The organism is Fibrobacter sp. UBA3629, assembly GCF_002374005.1.
Classification (GTDB): Bacteria; Fibrobacterota; Fibrobacteria; order Fibrobacterales; family Fibrobacteraceae; genus Fibrobacter.
The window spans coordinates 30,444-47,932 of record NZ_DFLC01000001.1 but is presented as its reverse complement, the minus strand read 5'-3'; the positions used below and the strand labels follow the sequence as shown (position 1 = coordinate 47,932).

The 17,489-nt window shown below is 55.1% G+C and carries 13 protein-coding genes; 9 read left to right on the top strand and 4 right to left on the bottom strand.

Going from position 1 to position 17,489, the window contains the following annotated elements:
* The first annotated feature begins 149 nt into the window (after positions 1 to 149).
* Genes B2310_RS00200 through B2310_RS00190 form a run of 3 tightly spaced genes read left to right on the top strand, consistent with a single transcriptional unit; the run spans position 150 to position 4,322 of the window.
* Positions 150 to 3,257: a response regulator gene (locus B2310_RS00200; RefSeq protein ID WP_290727806.1), complete on the top strand. Its 3,108-nt coding sequence runs from the start codon at positions 150 to 152 to the stop codon at positions 3,255 to 3,257.
* Positions 3,258 to 3,288: 31 nt separating this feature from the next.
* On the top strand, positions 3,289 to 3,666 hold the full coding sequence (locus tag B2310_RS00195; RefSeq protein ID WP_290727804.1) for a sensor histidine kinase: 378 nt from the start codon (positions 3,289 to 3,291) through the stop codon (positions 3,664 to 3,666).
* The gene (locus B2310_RS00190; RefSeq protein WP_349679630.1) at positions 3,588 to 4,322 is read left to right on the top strand and encodes a response regulator; all 735 of its coding nucleotides are present in this window, start codon (positions 3,588 to 3,590) and stop codon (positions 4,320 to 4,322) included. Before B2310_RS00195 ends, B2310_RS00190 begins: the two co-directional genes overlap by 79 nt.
* A gap of 8 nt (positions 4,323 to 4,330) precedes the next feature.
* On the opposite strand, the gene nagZ is transcribed toward B2310_RS00190, so the two are convergent.
* Complete coding sequence (gene nagZ, locus B2310_RS00185) at positions 4,331 to 5,512, bottom strand: beta-N-acetylhexosaminidase (RefSeq protein WP_290727799.1); 1,182 nt, start codon at positions 5,510 to 5,512, stop codon at positions 4,331 to 4,333.
* 131 nt (positions 5,513 to 5,643) lie between these two features.
* Here nagZ and B2310_RS00180 point away from each other — a divergent pair, with 131 nt between their 5' ends.
* Genes B2310_RS00180 through B2310_RS00165 form a run of 4 tightly spaced genes read left to right on the top strand, consistent with a single transcriptional unit; the run spans position 5,644 to position 11,928 of the window.
* The gene (locus B2310_RS00180) at positions 5,644 to 8,145 is read left to right on the top strand and encodes a TonB-dependent receptor plug domain-containing protein (RefSeq protein ID WP_290727797.1); all 2,502 of its coding nucleotides are present in this window, start codon (positions 5,644 to 5,646) and stop codon (positions 8,143 to 8,145) included.
* Positions 8,129 to 9,757: a hypothetical protein gene (locus B2310_RS00175; protein ID WP_290727795.1), complete on the top strand. Its 1,629-nt coding sequence runs from the start codon at positions 8,129 to 8,131 to the stop codon at positions 9,755 to 9,757. Before B2310_RS00180 ends, B2310_RS00175 begins: the two co-directional genes overlap by 17 nt.
* A gap of 20 nt (positions 9,758 to 9,777) precedes the next feature.
* Positions 9,778 to 11,076, top strand: coding sequence for an HD domain-containing phosphohydrolase (locus B2310_RS00170; protein ID WP_290727793.1), 1,299 nt, complete (start codon positions 9,778 to 9,780; stop codon positions 11,074 to 11,076).
* Positions 11,077 to 11,082: 6 nt separating this feature from the next.
* Complete coding sequence (locus B2310_RS00165) at positions 11,083 to 11,928, top strand: 50S ribosomal protein L11 methyltransferase (RefSeq protein ID WP_290727791.1); 846 nt, start codon at positions 11,083 to 11,085, stop codon at positions 11,926 to 11,928.
* Positions 11,929 to 11,931: 3 nt separating this feature from the next.
* Here the strand turns inward: B2310_RS00165 and B2310_RS00160 are convergent, their stop codons facing one another.
* Genes B2310_RS00160 through B2310_RS00150 form a run of 3 tightly spaced genes read right to left on the bottom strand, consistent with a single transcriptional unit; the run spans position 11,932 to position 15,461 of the window.
* On the bottom strand, positions 11,932 to 14,070 hold the full coding sequence (locus B2310_RS00160) for a YgiQ family radical SAM protein (RefSeq protein ID WP_290727789.1): 2,139 nt from the start codon (positions 14,068 to 14,070) through the stop codon (positions 11,932 to 11,934).
* 35 nt (positions 14,071 to 14,105) lie between these two features.
* Entirely contained in the window at positions 14,106 to 14,762 is a 657-nt protein-coding gene (locus B2310_RS00155; protein ID WP_290727787.1) for an N-formylglutamate amidohydrolase, read from the bottom strand.
* 3 nt (positions 14,763 to 14,765) lie between these two features.
* Positions 14,766 to 15,461, bottom strand: a complete 696-nt coding sequence (locus tag B2310_RS00150) for a peptidase-C39 like family protein (protein ID WP_290725718.1) — start codon at positions 15,459 to 15,461, stop codon at positions 14,766 to 14,768.
* A 214-nt stretch (positions 15,462 to 15,675) separates the two neighbouring features.
* On the opposite strand from B2310_RS00150, the gene B2310_RS00145 reads away from it, so the two are divergent.
* A complete protein-coding gene (locus B2310_RS00145; protein ID WP_173366729.1) occupies positions 15,676 to 16,506 on the top strand; it encodes a TIGR02147 family protein in 831 nt (276 codons plus the stop codon).
* Positions 16,499 to 17,488, top strand: a complete 990-nt coding sequence (locus B2310_RS00140; protein ID WP_290727785.1) for a hypothetical protein — start codon at positions 16,499 to 16,501, stop codon at positions 17,486 to 17,488. Before B2310_RS00145 ends, B2310_RS00140 begins: the two co-directional genes overlap by 8 nt.
* Position 17,489 lies beyond the last annotated feature (1 nt).

The following is a 17,489-nucleotide window of genomic DNA, read 5'->3' as shown; positions in this document are numbered from 1 at the left end:
ATCGCCATGACCGCGAACGCCTTTGGCGATGACCTCAAGAAGTCGAAAGAAGCCGGCATGAACGCTCACCTGGCAAAGCCCATCGATGTCGGCATGCTCACGGAAACACTTGCGCAGTGGGTACGGTAAAGTTTTAACAGGACAATGTTATGGAAACGAAAAAAAGAATCGGGATTGTAAGTATCGCCACTATCGTGGCCCCCATCATCGTTATCATCCTTGTGCTGGGGACAATCTTCACGGGTCGCCATGCGAGCGGAGATACGGAAAAGGCCGTGCGAAACGTAACGCTCCTCTTTATGAACGAACTCGCGAACCGCCGCGAACAGGTGGTGGCGTCGAAATTGAACGGCTACATCAACGACCTGGATGTGGCGGTGGGCCTGCTTTCAAAAGAAGACCTCGCAAGTACCGCAAGCTTGCAGAGCTACCAGCTCCGCATGAAGCAACTGTACGGTCTAGAAAAGTTCGCCTTCGTGGACACTGCGGGTCTCATCTACACATCCCGCGGTACGCGCACCGACATTGACCTCTACAATTTCGATTACAGGACCCTGGCAAAATCCGAAATTTCATTAAAGAAAAACAGTGAAGAAAAGAAGACTGTTGTCATTGCCGTGCCTGTGGACCGTCTTGCCTTTAATGGTCGGGTTTTGGTCGTGTGCTTCATGGAAATTGACATGAACCGCATGCTGGAAGGTATTTCGCTGGAATCCGACCGGCAGGGAATTACATTTTGCAACATCTACTCGAAGGCAGGCAATTCGCTTACGAACCTGGTGCTAGGTGGGCTTGCGAGCGGCGACAATCTGCTTGCCGCCATGGAAAAAGCCAACTTCGAAAAAGGCTTCTCCATGGAAAAGATGCGCTCCGACTTCGCGAACCACGAGGCGGGCGTCGTTTCCTTCGAGTATAACGGCATCCGTGAAACTATGTACTATGTTCCCATCCATTCTACGGACTGGATGCTGACCTACCTTATCCGCGAAAGCGTCATCTCCGAGCAAATCGGTTCCATTTCGGAAGACATTTTGGAACGCAGCCTTCTGCTATCCGGAATTATCGCGCTAGTGCTCTTGACCGTGTTCCTGTTCCTCTTTATGCAAATCAGGCGTACCTCTCAACTCAAGTTAGAAAAAGAGGTGGCCGATGCCGAAAGCCGCATCAAGCAGGAAAAACTGGAAGAACAGCTTGCGCTCCAGCAGAAGTTAGTTGAAGAAGAACGCAAGAGGAACGAACAGCGTAACATGATTACCGCGCTTGCGTCAGATTACCGCAGCGTATACTACCTGAACCTGGATACCGGAATGGCGATATGCTACCGCAAGGACGGCTCCGTTCCCGCGCCCTTCAAGGAAGGGGACGAAATCGGCTACCTGGAAAATTTTTCAACCTATGCCGAAAAGTTCGTCGCTCCGGAATTCCGCGAAAAGTTCCTCGCCTTTATACAGCCCGAAAACGTGCGCGCGGGTGTCGCGAAGAACAAGATCTATACCTTGCGCTACCTAGCAAACCATGGCGGCAAGGAGAGCTACGAAATGCTGCGCATGGCGGGCGTGCACAATGCCGGCGACGCCCCGGATGCACCGCTCCGCATTGTAGGTTTTGGATTTTCCGATATCGACGAGGAAATGCGCGATTCCCTTGCCAAGAACCAGGCGCTTTCCGATGCGCTCAAGACGGCAGAAGAGGCGAGCAAGGCGAAGACCATATTCCTCTCCAACATGAGCCACGAAATCCGCACGCCCATGAACGCGATTATCGGCCTCGACAGCCTTGCGCTGCACGAACCCGAGATTTCGTCGAAGACGCGCGGCTACCTGGAAAAGATCGGCTCCTCCGCAGAACACCTGCTGAGCCTCATCAACGAGATTCTGGACATGAGCCGCATCGAGAGTGGCCGCGCGAAGATCAACAGCGAGGAGTTCTCGTTCCCCAAGCTTTTGGAGCAGGTGAACACCATCATCGACGACCAGAGCCGTACCAAGGGCCTGAACTATTCGTGCCATGTGGCGGGCAGCCTGGACGACTACTACGTCGGCGACGTCACCAAGATTCGCCAGATTCTCATCAATATCCTGGGCAATGCGGTCAAGTTCACCCCGAAGGGCGGAAACATCGACCTCAACGTGGAAAAGATTGCTGCGTTCGACAACAAGTCCACGCTCGTCTTCAAGATTAGCGATACCGGTATCGGCATCAGCAAGGAATTCCTGCCCAAGATTTTCGACACGTTCACCCAGGAAAACGCCACCACGGATTTCAAGTACGGCAGCAGTGGCCTCGGCATGGCGATTACCAAGGGTATCGTCGACATGATGAACGGTAAGATCGATGTAGAAAGCGAAAAGGGCAAGGGGACCACGTTCTGCGTGACGCTCACCCTCAACGACAGCATGCGCAAGCAGGCGACCGACGACGAAATCGAAATCCACCCGAGCGAAATGAGCGTGCTGGTGGTGGACGACGACGAGATTGCCCTGGGGCACGCGAAACTCGTGCTCGGCAAGGCGGGAATCCTCACCGACACGGTGCTTACGGGCAAGGAAGCGGTGGAGATGGCGAAACTCCGCCACGCGAGACGCGAGCCCTACAACCTGATTGTGGTTGACTGGCAGATGCCCGAGATGAACGGCATCGAGACGGCGCGCGAAATCCGCAAGGTGACCGGCGACGAGTCCGCCATTATCATATTGACGGCCTACAACTGGGACGACATCCTGGACGAGGCCCTGGCAGCCGGCGTGGACTGCTTCATTTCTAAGCCCTTGTTCTCGGGAATCCTGCTGGACGAATTCAAGAACGCCCTCCGGCGCAAGAAGGAACACACCTCGCTTGCGAAGAACAAGGTGGAACTTGCCGGAAAGCGGGTTCTCCTTGCCGAAGACATGGATGTCAACGCGCAGATCATGATGGAAGTGCTGAAGATGCGGGGCTTGCAGGTGGAACTGGCCGTAAACGGTCGCAAGGCCCTGGAAATGTTCCGCGACCATCCCGAAAGTTATTACGATGCCATCCTTATGGATGTGCGCATGCCCGAAATGGACGGCCTGGAGGCGACAGCAGCCATCCGCAAGCTGGAACGCGATGACGCCAAGAAGGTTCCCATTATTGCGCTCACGGCAAACGCCTTCGATGAGGATGTGCAGCGGAGCCTGCAGGTGGGCATGAATGCGCACCTTTCCAAACCCATCAATCCGGACCACCTTTACCAAACTCTTGAAGAAATGATCTGGACGGCAGAAAATAGGAAGTAATGGGTCATGACTTACTCGATTATAGGCTTTTTTGGCGACAATACTCCTGCTTATCGGTAACCGGGATGTGTTGCGGAAGCAGGACGGGTCGGAGTATTCGCGTACCCGCCTGTATTACCGGCGCTTCTTGCTCGGCGTACTTGTGTACTACATCACCGACATGCTGTGGGGTATCCTGGATATCAGCCGCATCGAATCGGGCAGCATGTCGCTCAAGAATGCAGAATTCTCGTTCGCGCATGAGCTCGAACAGGTGAACGCCATCGTGACGGCGCAGTGCCACGACAAGAAAATCCGTTACAGCAGCAACGTGAAGGACGGGGTGTCCAACTGCTATATCGGCGACGAGATGAAGCTCAGGCAGGTGCTCATCAACATTCTCGGGAATGCCCCCTGCGCTTTACCATAGAGGACACGGGAATCGGAATCGGCAAGGACTTTTTACCGCGCATGTTCGAGGCCTTTGCGCTGGAAGACGAATCCTACACCAGCAAGCACGGCAGCACGGGGCTTGGGCTCTCTATCACCAAGAGCATCGTGGAACTGATGGACGGGCACATCGACGTGGAAAGCGAGAAGGGTGTCGGTTCGAAGTTCACTGTTACCGTGATACTGCAGAAGTCCCCGCACAATGGCAGCGAACGTTGCTTGTCGGGCGGACAGCACGAAAAACCGCGCGCGACACTTTCCGGACGGACGATACTGCTCGCCGAAGACCTCCCCGTAAACGCGGAAATCATGGCGATGATACTTTCGATGCGCGAGATGAAGGCAGAGCGTGCGGAGAACGGGCGCATTGCCGTAGAGATGTTCAAGTCGCACGAACCGGGCTACTATTCCGCCATCCTCATGGACGTGCGCATGCCCGAGATGGATGGCCTCGAGGCGACCCGCGTCATCCGTTCCATGGACCGCGAAGATGCGAAGAGCATTCCCATTATCGCGCTTACCGCGAACGCCTTCGATGAAGATGTGCAGAACAGCCTGCAGGCCGGCCTGAACGCGCACTTGAGCAAGCCCGTGGAGCCCGAAACGGTGTTCCGGACTCTAGAAGAACTGCTGTAAACCTGCTTCTACTTTTTCAAGTCGAGAATCCGTTTGACGCTTTCGTCAATGCGGGTTTCCTTTATTTCGCCGTCTTCGACCGCCTTCACGACTGCATCGAACACCTGCGTGAATTCGCGGGAGCAAAGCACCACGTCGACGCCCGCCTGTATGGACTTGATGGCGGCTTCGGCGTTCCCGAACTGCGTGGTGATGGCGCCCATGTCCATCGCATCGGTCACGATGACTCCCTTGAATCCGAGTTCACCGCGGAGCTTGTCTTGCAGAATGACGGGCGAAAGCGTTGCGGGCAGATCGTCGCCGGTGACTTTGGGGGCGGCGATGTGCGCGGTCATGACCATCTTTGCGCCCGCCTTGATGCCGGCCTTGAACGGGACCATTTCACATTCGAGCATCTCTTCCCAGGTCTTGTTCGTCTCGGCGTAGCCGGAATGCGTGTCGGTCTTTACGTCGCCGTGGCCGGGGAAGTGCTTGAGCGTGCCGATGACGCCTGCGGAATCGAGGCCGTTCAGGTAACTTACCACAAACTTGGCGGCGGTCTCGGGGTCGTCCGAGAAGGCGCGCGGCCCGATGACAATGTTCTCGGGATTCGTGTTCACGTCGGCGACCGGGGCGTAGTCGATGTCGAAACCGTATTCCTTCACGTAGCTCCCGATGGTGAATGCCGCCTTGTAGGCTTCGTTCGGGTCGCCGCTTTCGGCGATGGCAGCCATGCTTTCGTACTTGGGAACGTCGAAGTTCCCGTTGTTCGCGATGCGCGCGACGCGTCCGCCTTCCTCGTCAATGGCAAGGAGCGGGCTGCCGTTCAACTCCCTGATTTCGGCGATGAATTCACCGAGCTGCGCCTCGTCCACGATGTTGTGCGCGTAAAGAATCACGCCGCCGACGGGGTAGTCCTCGTTTATCGCGAGCATGGTCTTGTTCACGTGCTGCAGCTTGTAATCCGGGAGTTCCGCATATTCGTTCCAGTGGATACTCGTATCAAGTGCCTCGGGGCGCACGAAGAACATCTGCCCCACTTTCTCGCGGATAGACATCTTGCTTATGTCGAGCGTGGAAGCGCTTGTTGCCGGAGTGTCGCCTTCCGGGCCGCTCGAGGAATTGTCGCCACAGGCTGCGAGGATAGCGATGGTTCCTATCAGTGCTGCGCCCTTCCAAGATGATATTCTTATGTGATTCCTGATTCCCATATACACCTTTGATTTTTTTTGCGGAAATATAAAAAGTTCGACATAAAAGGTGACACTTTTCGTGCCTTCGGGTGTTTAAATGACGAATAAGGTCCCTTATTTGCTATTTTTGCTTTAAACGCGAGATTTTTTTGAAATTTTATATTAGCATAATCGCCTTGTTGCTCACGACCGCCGCCTTCGCGCAGGGGGCGGCAGATTCCGCGCGGGTCCAGGGAATCGTCTTCAACGGCGTGGTGCAGGACCCTTCCTTTGCCGCAGGCGAAAAGCTGAATGTGGAAATTCTCGAGTCGGGCGAGGCGCTGCAGACTATGGTCGGGTCGCCTTTCAGCATCGTGCTCCCTGAAGATACGCTCTGGAATGTGTGCGTCACCAATTCCGATACGGCGGGTGCTGAGAAGGAAAAATGCTATGAACTTGTCTACACCGGGAGCGAACGCAGTTTCTCGCAGGCGTTGGGCGATAGGTTTGTTGCATCGGATAGCGCGAATGTCGCGTCTTCTGATTCCGCGGACGCGACCCCGGGTGATTCTACATCCGCATCGCAAAAGCCCGATTCCGCAGTCGCAAATGCAGGCCCCTCCGGCAGTTCCTCCTCTCCCGAAAAGGATGTCGATGTAGACGCCCTCCTTGCCGCTGGCAGCAACGAGAAGGTGACCGAACTCAAGAAGGTCGTGGTGCAGTTGCGCAAGCGGCCCAAGCGCAAACCGGGCGAATCGGTGGTTTCCGCGAAGTCCATCAAGCGCATGCCGGGCCTCGCCGAGGCCGACGTCATCAAGAGCATCCAGGCGCTTCCGGGCGTGGTGGCAAGTTCCGATTTCAGTTCCAAGATCTACGTGCGCGGCGGTGCGGCCGACCAGAACTTGTTCCTGTTCGACAACGCGGTCGTGTATTCCCCGGTGCATTTCTTCGGGCTGTTCAGCACGTTCCTTGTGGAAGGCATCGACGACGTGCAGTTCTACAAGAGCGGGTTCCCGGCGCAGTACGGCAACCGCCTGAGTTCTGTGCTCAAGATGGACGGACGCGCGGGCGGCCAGGATTCCGTGGAGGAATGGTTCAGCAAGTCGAGCGTCAAGATAAGCACGTTTGCGGCCCAGCTCCATACCGAAGGCCACAAGGGCGACGCCCGCTGGGTGATTGCAGGCCGCACAACCTACATCGGGTTCATGCTCGACCTGATGAATTCTATAGGGCTTTTGGATCTCGCGCTCGATTACGAGTTTACCGACCTGCAGGGCACGTTCATGTACAACTTCACTGAGGATACCCGCCTCAAGTTCAGCTTCTACGTGGGCAAGGACCGCCTGAGTTTCGACCCGCTCTATATGGACTGGGGCAACGTCGCCATCCCGGTGAATATCTCGCACCGCATCAACGGCGACTGGGATTACAACGCGACGCTTGCCTATAGCGAATTCTATCAGACCATGAAGGTGGGCGACCTCATGTCCATCGACATGTTCCTCTACACTTTCTCGGGCAAGCAGTGGGTCAACTTCCGCGGCATCGAGAACCACACGATTACTGCGGGCTACGAGCTGGAATACGATTACGAACGCTATCAGGAACAGATGTCCTCCATGAAGATTGCCGACATCCAGAAACCTTTCCACCACGTGGCCTACGTGCAGGATTCCTGGAAAATGAATCCCGACTGGTTGCTGCAATACGGTTTGCGTTTCAATTACCAGACGGCCGCGGAACACTTTGGGGTGGAACCGCGTGCGTCGCTCACGGTGAATCTCGATGAAACCAAGACGCTCGAAGTCTATGGCGGCTACTACCTGCAATACCTGAACTCGATTGTCTATACCGACCAGGAGACGCTCAACGAGTTCTACTACCCGGCGACAACCACCACCAAGGGCAAGCATATCGATCCCGCTTCGTCATGGCTCATTGCCGCAGAATACACGCAGCGCGAACTGTTCGAGGATTACGACGCAACCGTGGGCGTGTATTACAAGACGCAGAACAACCTGAATACGTTCCAGGCGGTTCTCGACAGCAACGAGGAAACCGCATCCAAGGATTTCGTGGTGGCCGACGGGTTCGGTACGGCGGAAGGATACTCCTTCGGTTACGAGCTCTCGCTGCGCAAGAATAAGGGCTGGTGGTTCGGCGGCGTCAACTGGAGTCAGGGCATAAGCGTCCTCAAGACAAACGACGGGACAAAACCGTATTTCCCGAGCTGGCACCAGCCTTACGCGCTGAAGATGGATCTGGGAATCAACTGGAAGGGTGACGAGGATGCCATCTGGAAACACGAAAAAAAGGGCCGCTACCTCCGTTCTTCGCTTGCCCTCAAGTATTCCGCCGGCATGCCCATCAGCGAATACAAGGGCTACTATCACAGGCATGAACTCGGCGACCAGGCATATACGGATAGAATAACGGTCCTGCCCGGAAGTCGCAATGCGGGCCGCCAGACGGACTACTTCCGCATCGACGTGAAGGCCATCGATGTCGGTCGCGAAGGCAAGTGGAATTTCAGCTGGACGATCATCAACCTGACCGATCACGACAATATGTTCTACAGTTTCTACGATACGAGCAAGAATCCGCCCGAGAAGACAGAAATTACGCAGTTCCCCTTTTTGCCGATTATGCTGAACTATGAATACTATTTCTAGACTCCTCTGCGCATTTGCGGTCGCGCTGCTGGTCGCCTGTGATTTCCACGGCCCGTGGGAGTACTATCCCGAGGAACGCGACGTGTATACGGGTATCTACACCTACGGCTATGTCCTCGATGGGGGCGAATCCAGGATCTGCTTCTCGAAGGTCTATGAACTCGACGAAACATCTGCGGAACTCTTCGCGTTCTATGACAGCGCTTACGTGACCGTTTCGGGAAAATTCCGCGACGGGAACGGAAACGAAATTGACACTGTGGTAGAAATCGGTGCCGAGATGCCGGAAAATCCGAACTGCTTTTCCAGGCCGCAGGCCAAGGGCGAATATCGCGGTATCGTCGGTGAAACTTACACGATGGAAGCGTTTTTCAAGTGGGATAGCGCGGGCCAAACGGTAAAATCGACATATAGCGCGAAGGCGACGATTCCGCCGCCCGTGAAGGTCAAGGGACTCAGCGTGCCCCAGCAGGATGGTAGCTTCGAGTGGGTTGAAACCGACGGAAGCGATACCGTGCACATCAAGTTCCTGGAATTCCCGCTGGACATGGAAACTGTCAAGTGCGCTCTTGACTACGACAAGTCCATCAAGGGCGTGATTTCCATATTGCAATACGGCATGGAGAACGAGGAATCGATGAATACGACTGTCAACAAGATGTTGAGCGGTCTCGTGGAACCAGATTCGGAAGGCTATACCGGGATTTCCATGCATGACCCGCTGGAAAAGATGGCGAATCTCGGCTACACGGCAAAGCAGAGCATCGCCGGAATCCAGGCGCTCGATACGCTGTTCCTGCCGAACATGATGATGCCGCTCGGGCCTGTGTCGGTCGTGTTCTACACGACGGACGAACACTACATCGACTACGAGAGCAAAGTAAAGGGCTCCGTCTCGGATTCGCGCGTCGTCCCGGAATCCAACATCGAAAACGGCATGGGCGTATTCAGCGGGATGGCAAAGTCGACATTCTCGTTCTATGTCGAAGGCGACGACGGAGTTTCGATGGAACACATCGCCTTCCGTAACTGCGACGAGACTTCGGGCGACAATTCCGACAGCTGGGATTCGCGCGGGTGCAGGCTTTACCAGGATGTCTATTGCTCGGGGATGACTCCCGCGGAAATGGAATCTCATGGCTATGGCCTTGTGGAGGCGAACTACGCCGCCCATCTGTATTACAAGTACGACGAATACCGGAGCGAAAAGACCTGCTACCCTTCGCTAGTGAAGGCGGCGATGATGAACGATGAGGATAAATGGTCCGTGTACCTGCCCGACACCATTAGCGATGAGGACAAGTCCGATGCCTATGCCGACGGGTTGAAGCGCTACTGCATCGCAAGCGGCTTCAAGAGCAATTCCATCGCGGACTGCAGCGAACTCAAGGAACAGTGCCTGGAAAGCCCCGAAAGGAACAAATGCAAGGAATACCTGTGGAACTGGTGCGCCGACCGCGGCTGGCCAAATCGGATTGCCATCGATGATTCAACGTGCAGCAGCGCGCTTGTCAGCCGCTACTATCTGGAAGAGCAGAATTCGCCCATCCTGAAGCGCGAAGTGGATGCCCTTTGCGACTACTACAAGTTCCCGATTTGCAAAAACCGGTAATTTCTTGTTATCTTTTTTGCATGGGAAAAGACTATCGCGACCTCATAAGCAGGAATATCGTGCAGGATATGATGGAAGGCGTTCTCGCCATCCGTTTTGATGGCACCATCAGCTACGTGAACAACGCTGCTGAAAAGATCCTGGGCCGCGACCGCACGGAGATGGAAGGGAAAAAATTCGCGAGCCTCTTTTTTGGGGACGAAGAAAACGACGAATTCAACCAGACCGTCCTCGATGCCATCTACGATTCCGATACCGTCCACGAGAAACTGGTTCCCTATTTCAAGGGCGACAAGATGGCCCAGCTGCACGTTATCACTTCCGTGTTGCGGAACATGGGCGAGAAGGTGGGCGTGGTTACCGTCATCGGCGACGTTACCGAGCTTGCGGAACTCAAGATTCGCTCGGCGGAGCAGACGAAGCGCCTGCTCGATTCCATCGTCAAGACGCTTTCGCAGGCCATCGACGAGCGATCCTCCTATACGGCGAACCATACGCGCAATATGGTGCATATCGCCGAGGCGTTCCTGACATGGCTCGAAACGACGGACCATTCCTGGAAATTCGACGAGGACCGCCGCAGGAATTTTCTCATGAGCGTATGGCTGCACGATGTGGGCAAGCTTGCCGTACCGCTCGAAATCATGGACAAGGCGAGCCGCCTCGGACCGAAGCTCAAGGACATCGAGAACCGCTTCGAAAAGATTGACCTGCTCGAGGAACTCGCCGTATTCAAGAACCAGATGCCTGCGTGCGACATGGAAAAGCGCAAGCAGGACAGGGATTTTTTCCTCGCCGAAATCAGGCGCATCAATAACGCGGGCTTCGTTCCCGACGAAGCTCTCGCGTTCCTGGAGAATGCAAGGATGGTGACATTCCGCGATACGGACGGGACAGAACATCCGCTGCTTACCCCCGAAGAAATCCAGGATATTTCCATCCGCAAGGGAACGCTGAACGACGCGGAAAGGAACATCATCCAGAGCCACGTCACCGTGACGCGCAGGATTTTGAAACAAATCGATTTCCCAGAAAAGTATATGGATGTTGCCGCTTGGGCTTCCGAACATCACGAACTTTTGAACGGCAGGGGCTACCCCGACCATCTCGTAAACGAGAAAATCCCGAGGGAAGTCCGCTTGCTGACGATTCTCGATATTTTCGAGGCGCTTACCGCGAAGGATCGTCCGTACAAGAAACCGATGCCTATCGAAAAGGCGTTCTTCGTGTTGCACGACATGGAAAAGCACGGCGAGGTCGATGGCGAAATCCTCGGCTGGTTCGAACAAAGTCACGCATGGGAACAGTTGTCACTGTAGTTTATTATGCAGAAAGTTGAAACATGGTACAAGGCGGAGGGCTTTTGCCCTGTCGAAGATTTTGAACTCGCGAGCTACCTGCTTTTCGAGGCGGGAGTGGCGACGCTCGAGGAACTGGACCCGAAGGCGGAAGGCCGCACGGATTTTTGTTTTTACTCCGGAGACAAGGCGGAGCGTGACCGCATTGTGGCGGAGTTTCCGCAATATGGCTGGACGCTGAGCGAAGAGCCTGCAAAGGATTGGGACAAGTGGTGGCGCGACCGCGCGCAGCCGGTGCCTGTTTCTCCGCGTTTGTGGGTGCGCCCGCCCTGGGTGGAATTTACTCCCGATGACCCGAAAGCCGTGGTGCTGGAACTCGAAGCGAAAACCGCATTCGGGACGGGCGAACACGATACCACGAGCAGCTGCGCTACGCTCATGGAAAATATCGATTTCAACGGCAAGTCGGTTCTCGATATCGGTACGGGTACGGGCATTCTCGCGATGTTCGCCCGCCGCCTGGGGGCAAAGCTTGCTGTCGGTACCGAAATCGACCCACTCACGATTCCCTGCATTGCCGAAAACTTTGAACGCAACGGCTTTGGCGAAAGCGACTGCATCCTCGGATTCCTGGATGCGTTCAAGGATGGCGCGAAGTTCGACGTTATCCTCTGCAACATGATCCGTAGCGAACTCTGGCCGCTTCGTGACGACATCGAAGACTTGCTTGCCCCCGGTGGCGAGCTGATTATCTCGGGCCAGCTCCTGACCGAAAAGGATTACATTCTCAAGTGGTTTGACGAAGCCGGCTTCAAGGTGAAAGTCGAACGCGAAAGCGGCGAATGGTGGAGTGTGCTTGCTGTGAACGGCTAGCGTCTATTTGCCGCGCTTGAACGAGCTGAATTTCACCGGGGAATTGTCTTTTTTCCCGCCAGGTTTGCGGTCGCTGTGGAAAATCTTGCGTTCTCCGCCGTTGAAATTATTCCCGCGTTTGTCGCGTGATTCGCTATTTCCGTTGTTGCCAAACTGCGCGGCGCGCCTTTCCCTGCGGGCGGAATTTTCCCAGCGACCTTTCTCGCCGACTTTCTTGGGTACGATTGTGGTGGAGCGCGCTTCCCGCTTCTGCTGTTCGCGCTCGCGGTATTCCGCATTGCTTTCGCGTTCCTTGCTCGGGAAAAACTCCTTGCCTTCTGCCTTCGCGCTGCGGCTCAATAGCAGCCGTCCGATTTTCCCGAGTTTCAAGCGTTCCAGCGTCGCGCGAATTTGCGGGCGGTTCTCCGGAATGTACCAGAAGAAGAACTGTCTCTGGCTCTTCTTCTGCTCGGGTGTCTTTGCCACGTAAAGCGGCTTGCCGTCCGGCGTCATTTCGGAATAGAACATCTCGGTCGCAATCGTCATCGGCGTGGGCGTAAAGTCCTGCACCTGCTCCAGCTGGAACCCGAGCTGCTTTGTCTCGAGGGCGAGTTCCGCCATGTCGGCTTCCGTACAGCCGGGATGGCTACTGATAAAGTAAGGTATAATCTGCTGGCGCTTGCCGATGCGCTTGCATTCGTCGTCGAAGAATTCCTTGAACTTGTGGAACAGCGTAAAGCTCGGCTTGCGCATGAGCTTGAGCACTTCGTCGCTCGTGTGTTCCGGCGCCACCTTCAGGCGTCCGCTCACGTGGTAGTCGATGAGCTCGCGGGCGTATTCCTCGTGGTCGCGGCGCAGTTCTTCGTCATTCGTTTCCTGCAACAGCATGTCGTAACGCACGCCGCTCCCGATAAACAGGTGCTTTACCTTCGGGTGGTTGCGCACTTCGCGGTAGAGACTCAGAATCTCGGCATGGTGCGTGTCCATGTTGTCGCAAATCTTGGGCGTGAGGCAGCTCGGTCGTGCGCATTTCTGGCATCGGCTCTGGTCGCGGCCACGCATGTTGTACATGTTCGCGCTCGGGCCGCCCAAATCAGTGATGGTTCCGGCGAATCCGTCCATCTTCGTTATCAAATCCACTTCGCGCAATATGCTTTCGCGGCTACGGCTTGCGATAAATTTGCCCTGGTGTGCGTTGATGGCGCAAAAACTGCAACCGCCAAAGCAACCGCGGTGCGTGTTGATGCTGAACTTTATCATGTCGAACGCGGGCACGTTGCCGCGCTTCTTGTAACGCGGATGCGGTTCGCGCGCGTACGGGTATTCAAAGCTCTCGTCTAACTCGCCGTATTCGAGCGGCGGGTATGCGGGGTTTATTACCACAGTTTGTTCCGCGACATCCTGCAATACGCGGCGCTGGAACCACTTGTTGCATTCGATATCCACCTTGCGGCAGTTCTCTATCTGGTTCCGCTTGCTCTCGAGGCATTCCTCGTAGCTGGCGAGCCGCAGGTCTTCCCACTGGTTGCTCTTCGGGACGTTCCCCTTGGGCGCCAAGTATGCGGTTTGCGGTATGGAATGCAGGCTCGAGAACGGCACGCCTTTTTTCAAGAGTCGCACCATCTCCTTCAGGGGCTTTTCGCCCATGCCGTAAACGAGAAGGTCCGCCTGCGTATCGAACAGGATGCTCGGTTTGAGCCTGTCGCTCCAGTAGTCGTAATGCGTCACGCGGCGCAGGCTCGATTCCAGCCCGCCAATCATCAGCGGCACGTCGGGGTAGAGCTGCTTTAAAATCTTTGCGTAGGTGTACGTCGCGTAATCCGGGCGGAAACCCGCCTTGTTGCCCGGCGTGAAAGCGTCGTCGCTTCTCAGGCGTTTTGCGGCGGTGTAGTGGTTCACCATGCTGTCCATGCCGCTGCTGATTGCGAAGAACATTCGCGGGCGCCCGAGTTTCTTGAAATCGCGCAGGTCGTCGCGCCAGTTGGGCTGCGGCAAAATTGCAACGCGCAAGCCCTCGTGCTCGAAGAGCCTTGCCACCACGGCATGCCCGAAGCACGGGTGGTCCACGTAGGCATCTGCGCTGATGATAATCACGTCCACGTAATCCCAGCCGAGTTCGTCTAGGTCTTCCTTGCAGATGGGGAGGAATCGCGGATCGTACATGAGGATGAAAATAGAAATTTTTGAAGCGGCTATCGCTAGCCGAGGAAAAGCTTTTGGTTGATTTCTATTTCGATGCCGACATAGGCGGTGCCGAACTTCTTGCGGAGCGAGGTGGTAAGTCCGTCCGACTTGCCGAGGTAGGGATAGTTCCGCCGGATCTTAAGTCCGGGGGCGCGCGCCTGGATTTCCTTGATGATGGAGGTTGCGACCTGCGTTTCCCATGCGCGTGCGGGGTCGTAGAGTATTCCGATATCTGCGTTTCGGACAACGTTGTTTAGTACCGGAGTGAAACTGTGAATGCCGAGGTGGATGACGCAAGGAGCGCCCAGGCCTTCTCCTTGGGCCTCCGCATTAGCGACCGCCTTGGCAATGAAAGACTCGACGGCATCGTGGTGCCGCTTCCAGATTTTGAAAATCCTGTCGCGGGTAAACTCTTTTAGCTCGCGAGAATATTCCGAAAGGATGTCCGGATGATTTTCGCTGCGGTTCAGGTCGATGACGAGTCTCGAAAATTTGCCTGCGATGTAGAAATCGGGATGCAGCCTGCGGACGAGCCTGCGATAGACTCCATAAGCGCCGATGTCGTATCCTCGGTGGGATTCGAGGACCTCTTTCGGGATGTGCAAGAATCTCGGCACGGCGTTGCTTGCGTGCTCGCAGGTAATGACGAGTGCCGGGAATTTCTGTTTCATGCGCTATTTCTTTTCTACGACGAGGATGTTCCCGTCGTAGGTCATGACTCCGAGGAGGATGCTATGGATGAGCCTGAACTTGTCGACCTTGTAGTAGGGGCCGTTTGCCATGGGGTTGGTACAGTCGGGGTCGGCAACGAGGAATTGCTTCTTTTGGTCGAGCCCGTAGAGGACCACGAAATGCCCCATGGGGTCGCCATGGATGTCGTCGAAAACGGACTGGTCCTTGTCGTTGGTATACTCGCGGGGACTGCGGTAGAGGTAGGTGGCGCTGAGCCCGCAGAGGACGGGAATGTCGCGCTTGAAGTAGTGCTCGAACATGCTCGCGCGCAGATCGGCTGTCGCGACGGTCCCGCCCAAATCCAGGAAGCGGATATAGGCTTCGATGGCCTTGCGTAGCTTGGGCGCGTGCTTTGCCTTGTGGAGCTTTTCCAGCTTTTCGCGGAGCTCGGGCATCTTCAGCTTGCTCCAGGTGGGGTCAAAAATCTTGAGGTTGTACGAATAAATGGTCGCCTTGAACCCGCGCTTGAGAGCGTCGATTCCGAGAAAGACGCCCAACGTGCCGCCTTCCTCAAGGAACTCGATTTCGGAGATGAGCTTTTCGAGTGGTATCTTGTAGCCAAGGTGCGAATACACCGCGTGAAGGCTGGTCGGTCCGCACGTGACATCGTCTGGCTGAGGGAGAATCTTGATTTCCATCTTTTTGCCTCGATTCGAACGTGGCGGTTTGATACACAAATCGTCGGGCGAAATATACAATTTAATTCGCCGTTTGGCTCTTGCCTTTGCCCTTTATGAAACGGGGTGTTTCATAAAAAGCGCGAAAAAACGCAAAAATCATAAAAAACTATTGAAAATTTTAAAATTTTGTTGATTTTGTTTCATAGATTAGGTAAATTATAGACGAGGAACCATGAAACCGATAACGGAATATGTGGATTACCGCGAATACATGCGGGACTATTACGGGGAACGCAAGAGGGTCTCGTATTTTTCGTGGCGTGAGTTCGCGAAACTCGCCGGGTTCACGTCGTCGGGATACCTGAAGCTTGTCTGTGACGGCAAGACGCGCCTGAGCCGGGTTGGGGCGGTGAAGGTGGCCGGTGCCATGGGCCTTGCGGGATTCAGTTCGCAGTATTTTTGCCTGCTGGTGGAATACTGCGATGAGTCCGACGAGAAAGTTCGTCTCGAAATCTATTCCCGGATGCGCGCCCTGGTGGAGGAGAATGGGGTGCGCATCCTGGGAGCCGAGGCGTTCGACTATTTCAAGTCATGGGTGAATCCGGTGGTGCGCGAACTGGCTCCGATTATGCCGGGTGCCAAGCCTTCCGAAATTGCCAAGATGTGCGTGCCCGAGGTGACGGCGGGCGAGGTCCGCAATGCGCTTACGCTTATGGTGCAGGCGGGTCTGCTGCAGTTGAAACCCGATGGATCCTACGTGCAGACCAACAAGGGCCTGTCGGGCAACCCTCAGTTGATTTCGAGCGCAATCCTTGCGCTGCAGAAACAGCTCGCGATGCTTGCCGCCGATGCAATCGATTACACATCCCGCGAAGACCGCAACATCTCGGGCCTTACCTTCGGCGTGGACGAAAAGACCCTGTGGCACCTTTCCGAAGAAGTGGACCGCTTTCGCGAGAAAGTCAAGGGCATTCTTTCGAAAGTCGAATCTTACGATCGCGTTTATAGATTAAATTTACAGTTGTTCCCTCTCAGTTCACCACTTGGAGAAAAAGATGCTTGATATAAAGTTTATTTGCAATAAACAATCCCTGTCCGGGATTCTAGTTTCTCTGAGCTTGGTACTTTCCGGTTGCGTCGGTTTTACCGAGGACTGGTTTGTCTGTGGGGATGCCAGTGAATCTGCCTCGCCTGGGGTGGAGCAGGCTTTGTCCCCTTATTATAATGCGGCTCGCTTTGTTGCATCTGGCAAAGTGGATGTGGATAAGAAGAAGGATTCGGTCACGATAGTGCTGGAAACGCTCGGCGGTTGCATCAAGGAAGGCGATGCTTTTGACTGGGACTGGGATTTCTATTTCGCGGATTCGAAGACGTATGCCTACGGTTTCCGGGATGATACGCTCTTGCTCACGAGAATCTATGAACCGGATCCGTACGAAGTAGACCAGGAGAGATACGAGGAATCGTTTATCTTCGTGGGCGGTACGTCGGGTAAGCTGGATGGAATCTGGAAAAATACGCAGTGCCGCTACCGTGAAGACAAGATGTACTGCATGAATGATGGTTACGATCAGTATTTCAAGTTCGATGGCGACAGGGTGGAATACCGCATCGCGGATCGCGAAGGTTACGACTACATGCAGACGGTCTTTGTGGACCAGCTGTTCGAGTTCCTCGGGGACGGCGGCTCCATCCAGCTGGAAACGCCCTATTACTATTCGGATACGAAATACGGACAGGAACGCTCTGGTGTCGAAATCCTGGAAAAGACGAACACTGCGATGAAGTTTGCCTATGCCGACATGACGTTCGATTTGACCGTGGATTACGCCCGCTATGGCGACAGCCTGCACGTAACGCTCAAGTCGGGCGACGTGAGCTGCGTGGGGACGGTCCGCGAAACGACCTTGCCCGAAATGTGTTCGGACGGCAATGCGGATTACTTATATAAGTCGAGTTCGGGCGCGTTTACGTACAGGCGGATGAATTCCCGCGAGTTCGAGGCCTGCATCGACGGCATTCTCGGCCGCGAGCAGAACGAATGAC

Bases quoted from the DNA above. Each gene is read 5' to 3' on its own strand.
- B2310_RS00200 (WP_290727806.1), top strand. From the start codon at position 150: ATGGAAACGAAAAAAAGAATCGGGATTGTAAGTATCGCCACTATCGTG.
- nagZ (WP_290727799.1), bottom strand. From the start codon at position 5,512: ATGGGAATCAGGAATCACATAAGAATATCATCTTGGAAGGGCGCAGCA.
- B2310_RS00175 (WP_290727795.1), top strand. From the start codon at position 8,129: ATGAATACTATTTCTAGACTCCTCTGCGCATTTGCGGTCGCGCTGCTG.
- B2310_RS00170 (WP_290727793.1), top strand. From the start codon at position 9,778: ATGGGAAAAGACTATCGCGACCTCATAAGCAGGAATATCGTGCAGGAT.
- B2310_RS00165 (WP_290727791.1), top strand. From the start codon at position 11,083: ATGCAGAAAGTTGAAACATGGTACAAGGCGGAGGGCTTTTGCCCTGTC.
- B2310_RS00160 (WP_290727789.1), bottom strand. From the start codon at position 14,070: ATGTACGATCCGCGATTCCTCCCCATCTGCAAGGAAGACCTAGACGAA.
- B2310_RS00155 (WP_290727787.1), bottom strand. From the start codon at position 14,762: ATGAAACAGAAATTCCCGGCACTCGTCATTACCTGCGAGCACGCAAGC.
- B2310_RS00150 (WP_290725718.1), bottom strand. From the start codon at position 15,461: ATGGAAATCAAGATTCTCCCTCAGCCAGACGATGTCACGTGCGGACCG.
- B2310_RS00145 (WP_173366729.1), top strand. From the start codon at position 15,676: ATGAAACCGATAACGGAATATGTGGATTACCGCGAATACATGCGGGAC.
- B2310_RS00140 (WP_290727785.1), top strand. From the start codon at position 16,499: ATGCTTGATATAAAGTTTATTTGCAATAAACAATCCCTGTCCGGGATT.